Source organism: Microbacterium sp. (assembly GCF_011620715.1).
Lineage (GTDB): Bacteria > Actinomycetota > Actinomycetes > Actinomycetales > Microbacteriaceae > Microbacterium.
This window is the reverse complement of record NZ_WOYP01000029.1, coordinates 1-6130: the sequence shown is the minus strand read 5'-3', so window position 1 is coordinate 6130 and position 6130 is coordinate 1. Positions and strand designations below refer to the sequence as shown.

The window sequence follows — 6130 nt, the reverse complement described above, 5'->3', positions numbered from 1 at the left end:
TCGTCCGCTCGGTCGGGTCGGTGAAGTCCACGAGCTTCTCCGCTCCCACGACCAGGGCGTGCCGCGCGAGCCCCGAACGAATCATCGCGTCGGCCTGCGCGATCGCGTAGCAGAAGCCGGCGCACCCGGCGTTCACATCGTACGCAGCAGCCGACGGGGATGCCCCCACGCGCTCGCCGATCAGCGGCGCCATCCCTGGGGTCATCTGCATCCACGTGACTGTGGAGACGATGATCACGTCCATCTCGCCGGCCGGGACCCCGGAGGCATCCAGCGCGGCGCGCGCCGCCTGCTCCGCCAGGTGCTGCACGAGGACCTCGCGCGACGCGTGCCGTCGTGTGACGATGCCGGTGCGGCGCCGGATCCAGTCGTCGTCGCGTTCGAGCGCCTCGGCGAGATCGTCGTTGGAAACGATGCGGTCCCCTCGCGCGCCCCCGACGCCGATCAGCCGGGAATAGGACAATGGACGGCGGTACGAGATTCCTGTCATTTTCCTGAGAATACTCCTGCGAGTCATGGGGTCGGTCACGAACATGCCCGCGTACGAGGAACCTCCGTCGTATCGCGGGCCTGATGCAGATCAGCTCCGCCGAAAAATCGGCGGTTCGCTCGACAGTCGCTTGCGGAGCGTGTTGATCTTGTCCACGAGCCCTGACTCGTCGATATTCGCCGCTGCGAACGACGTGGAATACACCGTCTTGCTGCCATACGCCCACCCGAGGATCGTGCCGGCCCGCTTGTAGAGCTGCTGGGCGCGGTCGGGGGCGTTCTGCGGATCATCACCCCCGAGTTCGACAAGACCGAGCAGCTGGGACACCTGCAGTCCGGAGAGCACAAGGTTGTGGTGGTAACACGTGAGCCCCGTCTTGCCCTTCGCGGTCGTGCTGCGCTGTGGCGACCAAGATGCCTGAGAGTTGGAGCCAGCCACTCGGAGCGTCTCGGTGAATTTGCCCGGCTTGGCAGTGAGGACCTTCACCTTCCCGGGCGGCTGGCCGGGGTAGCAGAGCTGAGTCAGCAGTGAGGTTGCGTCGGCGGTTGAGACGGATGAGGAGGACCCGGCGATTGTCGTCACTGTGGTGAGCTCACTTTGCTCAGGGGCGGCGCTCGCGCCGCCGAGCACGTCCCTCTCAAGTTCGCGGAGCTCGTACCAGAGCACCTGATCGACGGATCGCGCGGTGCCGTCCGATCCGGCGAATACATTGTCCTGGCACAGCTTTCGATGCAGTTCGACCACGGCGTCGGTCGAGAGCTCGCCCTCGAACGTCGCGGTGATGGCCATGCCCACACCGGACGGGAAGAGGTAACGCTCGCACTTCACAGCGACATTCGGTATGTCCGCAGTCGGCATGTAGCCCGCAGCGCGTCGCAAGGGTGCCTGCTTGATCCACGCGGTGGAACCGTCGGCCCTTGCGTATCCCGGGCTCAACGTCGCCGCCCAGTACTTGTGGCGAAGATTGTAGGTGCCCCACGGCTTGATCCAGATCGCGCCGTCCTCCGGTGCAGCGTTGAAGGCGGAGGCGTACTCGGGCAGAGTACTCAGCGCGGGGCTCGCCGCTCCCGAGACGGCCTCCGGCAACGCCGCGGTCAGCATCCAGCTGACGTGGAAGCGGGTGATGCTTGCCATACCGGATCTCCCTCTGATATCACTGTGGTGACTGAGTCATCTCTGTGGAGATGAGGGCCGCCCGATGGCGGGCCAGGGCCGGGCGCATGCGCCCGGCCCATCACTTTGTGTGGTGATCATCGCTACCCCGTCTGGTCGACGATGCGGCCGCGGCCGAAACTCTTCAGGTCGGCGACGTCGACGGCTGCAACCGCTGAGACCGAGGAGGAATCGTACCGAGGTAACGTCGCCGCCTCATGCTTGGTCACCTCTCGGTACAGCTTGCGGTTCTTCTTGCCTGTGAGCAGCCGTTCGAACTCCAAAGAATACTGGTGGTTGTTCTCGACGACGGTGGGCGTGGTGATCTTGGGGCACACGAGCGCCTTCGTGCCATCGACGCGAAGGATGAACACGGTGCCATCGATGTCGTCCTTCGGATCCTCGGCGTGCCTCACGTGCAGTGCGTTCTGAACTTGCGTGAGGTTGCGGCGTCCGCGGGTCAGTTTGCGGAAGGTCGTGGGGGCCGGGTCGCCGGGCATGAAGCGATACCGGCGCACAATCCCGCGGATGCCGAGTCCGGCTCCCCACGCGACCACGGCCACGGCGATGCCCAGCGCGCACATGAGCCCGATATCCGCGAAGCTATAGACGACGATGTAGTCGCGCCCCGTGACCAACCGGTAGAGGTACGGGAACGGCAGGGCGCAAAGCACGCCCAGGATCGCGAGAGCCACCGCTGCGCTGATTGCGGAGGGCGGCGTCATGTCGACCGGGAACCTGCGGGGATAAACGTGCATCCAGAGGAACCACAGCACCAGCACGAACAGCAGTCCCGGAACGACGAACAGCGCGGGGGCGAGCGCCGCACCAAAAGCCCCCTTCACTGCCTCCTCGCCGAAGACCGTCAGCCCAATGGTGTGCGTACCGGTCGAGAAGGCGGGGGTGCCGCTGACCGCGTCGTCATAGTTGAGAGAGAGGGTGATCAGGGCGTTCCCAGGCTGAACGCCCTTGGGCGCGGTGACGCGAAGATGGATTGCTGTGCCATTGCCGGCATTGAGCGCGTCGGTCGTGAAGGGCACGGTCATCGTCCCCGCCGATTCCTTGGAGACCGAGCCGTCAGCCAGCTTGACCTGAAGGAAGGTCGGGAATGTGAGTGTGGCTGTCGTGATCCTCTGAAGGGTCGCGCCGTTGTTCTGCACGGTGAAGATCACGTCTGCGCCCGAGGTGTCGACCATGGCGGCATCGCCTGACGCCGTGATGACGAGGGCTCCCGGGGCCGCGGTCGGCGTCGCGCCGGACGTCACCTTGAGCGAGGCGATCGCCGATCCCGACCCCCCAGGTCCGGTGTAGGCGACGGTCGTGACCACGGTGACGGGGAAGGCCGATCGATGCACGAGCGTGACGGTTGCCTCCAGCGCGACAGATCCCCCCGCGGGAATGGATTTCGCCGTCTCATCCAGTCCGATGGTGACCGGGTCTGAGTTGCCCTCGGTCTGCGCGACCGTCGAGGTCGCCGTGACGGGGACTCCAGTCGTATTCTCCACGAGCAATGCGACTGTCCGGGTCTCGCCGGGGAGCATCTCGAGTTCTGCCGGCGTATACGACGCCGACACGGCGGTTGCCGCCGCGGTCGCGGCCGCCGGAACCGGCATCGCGGCCGGGATGAGCAGCCCAGTGATCGCCGCGACGACCCACGCCGCGATGACGCTCCACCGACGCAAGCCGCTCACCCCCACTGGCTGCCTCCCGCTCGATTCGCCCGAGCGTCATCATGGCACACGGGTTATCGCGGAGAAAGGCCGACCTCTGAGCGCACGGGCCGACGGTACGGCGATCGACTCGCTCATCTGGGCTTGGGGCACATCCCCGCCAGCCTAGATGGCGAGAGACTTCCGCATGAACACCTGCGCGGTGCCGTCGCCATTGTCAATTCGCTCGGATTCTCGGTAACCGCACTCCTCGTAGAGTCGGATGTTCGCTTCGCTGAGGCTGCCGGTGAACAGTTCCGCCTCGCGGCTGATCGAAGCGTCCTCGGCTGCCGCCAGCAGCATGCGGCCGATCCCCTCCCCTTGGACATCCGGCGCGATAGCGAGCCGCCCGATCTGAAGGAGCACGCCGTCGTCCCGGGTGCGGATGGCACCGACAATCCGTTGACCGATGAGCGCAACGAAACCGTCGGCGTCGCGAAGCTCAGCTTCCAACTGCTCCAGCGTCTGAGTCAGCGGCGTCGCCTGCGGGTCGCCGTAGATCTGCGCCTCACTGACGAATGCGGCGCGCTGGATCGTCAGGACCTCGCCGGCATCGGCGACCCGGATCGGGCGCACCGTCACATCACTCATGACCCTCCGAGATCATCATCCTGGGCGGGATTCTCTGAGTAGAACACTAATCGTGCTGCGGCACCCGGCTGGCCTCAGCTGTGATCCAGGTACTGCAGTACAGCCTGCACCCGTCGGTGGGCATCCGCGTCGTCGGCGTCCAAGCCCAGCGAGTCATAGATGCGGGAGACGTGTTGGACGACCGCCTTCTCGCTGAGGTACAGAGCCCCCGCGATGGGCGCGTTCGAGCGTCCCTCGGCCACCAGGCCGAGCACCTCGGTGGCGAGCGAGACCAGTTCCTCGGCGTAGCTGCGCTGAACGTACTGGGAAAGCACGACGACGGCGATCTCGGGGTTCGTCCGGCGTATCCGCAACGCGGCCGCCAACCCGTCGTCAGCGTTTCCCGGCGGCAGCCGGATGTCGGTGATCACCAGATCGGGGCGGTGCTCTGCCACCGATGACAGCAGACCCGGTGTCAAGGTAGAGGATCATGCCACTGCGAAGCAGGCGACACAGGTCGCTTGTTGAGCGGAGAACCATGTGAATACAGTCGTGTCATGACCACGCCCCTCGCCCCGGCCTTTGCGATGACCGCCCTCGCCCTCGTGCTCGCCGGTTGCACCGCACCGGCGGAGTCCACTCCCGACGCCGTCACCGCCTTGCCTCCGTCGATTCAAGAGATCATGGATCAGCCGATCTACACGGACGCCCGGTGGGGTCTGTCGGTGGTGAACCTCGACAGCGGCGAGACGCTCATCTCGTACAACCCCGATGAGAAGTTCCTCACCGGGTCGACCGCCAAGATTCTCTCGGTGACGGCGGCGCTGGCCGAACTCGGAGCGGACGCGACACTCACGACGCCGGTCGTCGCCGTCGGCGACGTGTCGGGCGGAACACTCGACGGCGACCTCGTGCTCCGTGGAGCAGGCGACCTCACGCTCGGCGGTCGGACGATGGCCGACGGGACGATCGACGTGCCGATCTTCGATCACTACGACGCCAACGCGCTGCCCGGAGTGGCCACCCTCACTCCGGAAGACCCGCTCGCGGGAGTGGACGACCTGGCACGCCAGGTCGCCGACGCCGGCATCACCCGAGTTGCGGGCGACGTCCTCGTCGACGACCGCCTGTGGGAGCCGGTCGTCCTCGACGAGGTGCCCATATCTCCTATCGTCGTCAACGACAACCTGGTGGATTTCGTCCTCGTGCCCGGCACCGCGGCCGGCGAGCCGGCGACGTTCGAGTGGCGCCCTCAGACCGCGGCGTACCGCCCGGCTGTCGATGTCACGACCGGCGCGGCCGACAGCGACATCGACATCACGATCGAAGAGTCCGGGGACGGCATCCTGTCCATCACCGGAAGTGTGCCTCTCGGAGCCGACCCCGTCGTCCAGACGTACCAGGTTGCGGACCCTGCGCAATGGGCGCGGGTCCTCTTCGTTGAAGCACTCGCGCGTGCGGGGGTGACGGTGGATGCCGATCCCCTCGCCGCGGCCACCGGAACGCTGCCGACTTCAGTCGAGCTCGATGCGCTGACACCGATCGCCACGTTCACCTCTCCCCCGTTCTCGGAGACGGCGCGACTGATCAACAAGGTGAGTCACAACCTCGGCGCCAACCAGCTCCCCCTGATCCTCGCCGCCCGCGAGGGGCTCACGACGCTCGAAGAGGGCCTGGCCATCGAGATGGCCGCTCTTCAGGCCGGTGGACTCACCTCCGCGGATGTCGAGATCGCCGACGGACAGGGTCTGCCCGGAAACAGAATCACGCCTGCCGGGATGACCACGTACTTGCGCTACCTCACCGGCACCGACACGTTCCAGACGTTCTATGACTCGACGCCGATCCTGGGCGTCGACGGGTCGCTCGCAAACGTGCTGCCCGAGGGCGATCCCGCGATCGGTGCCGCGCATGCGAAGACCGGAACGCTCGTCGGCGCCGGAGTCAGTACTGCCTTCGTCCTCGAGACCAAAGCACTCGCCGGATACCTGGATGCCGCCAGCGGCGAGCGTTTCGCGTTCGCTGTCTTCGTCAACGACGTCCCGATCGATGACGTCTCAGCGGTCTTCGAGGCCAACAACGACCTCGGCGCGATCGCCTCGCAGCTCTACCAGCTGTACTGAGCCGACCCAAGAGCTCTGACCGGGTCATGCCCGAGGGAGCGCGCCTCGCAAGTCGGGGATGCTCGAATGCGAATCCGGCCCCGGTC

5 protein-coding genes and 1 pseudogene are annotated in these 6130 nt (G+C 66.1%); 1 reads left to right on the top strand and 5 read right to left on the bottom strand.

Translation table 11 applies throughout. From position 1 onward, the window contains the following. From QZV84_RS03125 to QZV84_RS03105, 5 genes and pseudogenes are all read right to left on the bottom strand, one after another. Positions 1-490, bottom strand: a pseudogene (locus QZV84_RS03125) (3-oxoacyl-ACP synthase); the annotation flags it as partial. A 90-nt stretch (positions 491-580) separates the two neighbouring features. After that, positions 581-1624 (bottom strand): hypothetical protein, encoded by a 1044-nt coding sequence (locus tag QZV84_RS03120; protein ID WP_292825161.1) that lies wholly within the window; start codon positions 1622-1624, stop codon positions 581-583. 122 nt (positions 1625-1746) lie between these two features. Next, positions 1747-3333: a hypothetical protein gene (locus tag QZV84_RS03115; RefSeq protein WP_292825158.1), complete on the bottom strand. Its 1587-nt coding sequence runs from the start codon at positions 3331-3333 to the stop codon at positions 1747-1749. 144 nt (positions 3334-3477) lie between these two features. Further along, positions 3478-3942: a GNAT family N-acetyltransferase gene (locus QZV84_RS03110; protein WP_292825155.1), complete on the bottom strand. Its 465-nt coding sequence runs from the start codon at positions 3940-3942 to the stop codon at positions 3478-3480. 74 nt (positions 3943-4016) lie between these two features. After that, a complete protein-coding gene (locus tag QZV84_RS03105) occupies positions 4017-4376 on the bottom strand; it encodes a response regulator (protein WP_292825152.1) in 360 nt (119 codons plus the stop codon). 102 nt (positions 4377-4478) lie between these two features. Between QZV84_RS03105 and dacB the strand changes: the two genes are divergently transcribed. Then, on the top strand, positions 4479-6044 hold the full coding sequence (dacB, locus tag QZV84_RS03100) for a D-alanyl-D-alanine carboxypeptidase/D-alanyl-D-alanine-endopeptidase (protein ID WP_292825149.1): 1566 nt from the start codon (positions 4479-4481) through the stop codon (positions 6042-6044). Positions 6045-6130 lie beyond the last annotated feature (86 nt).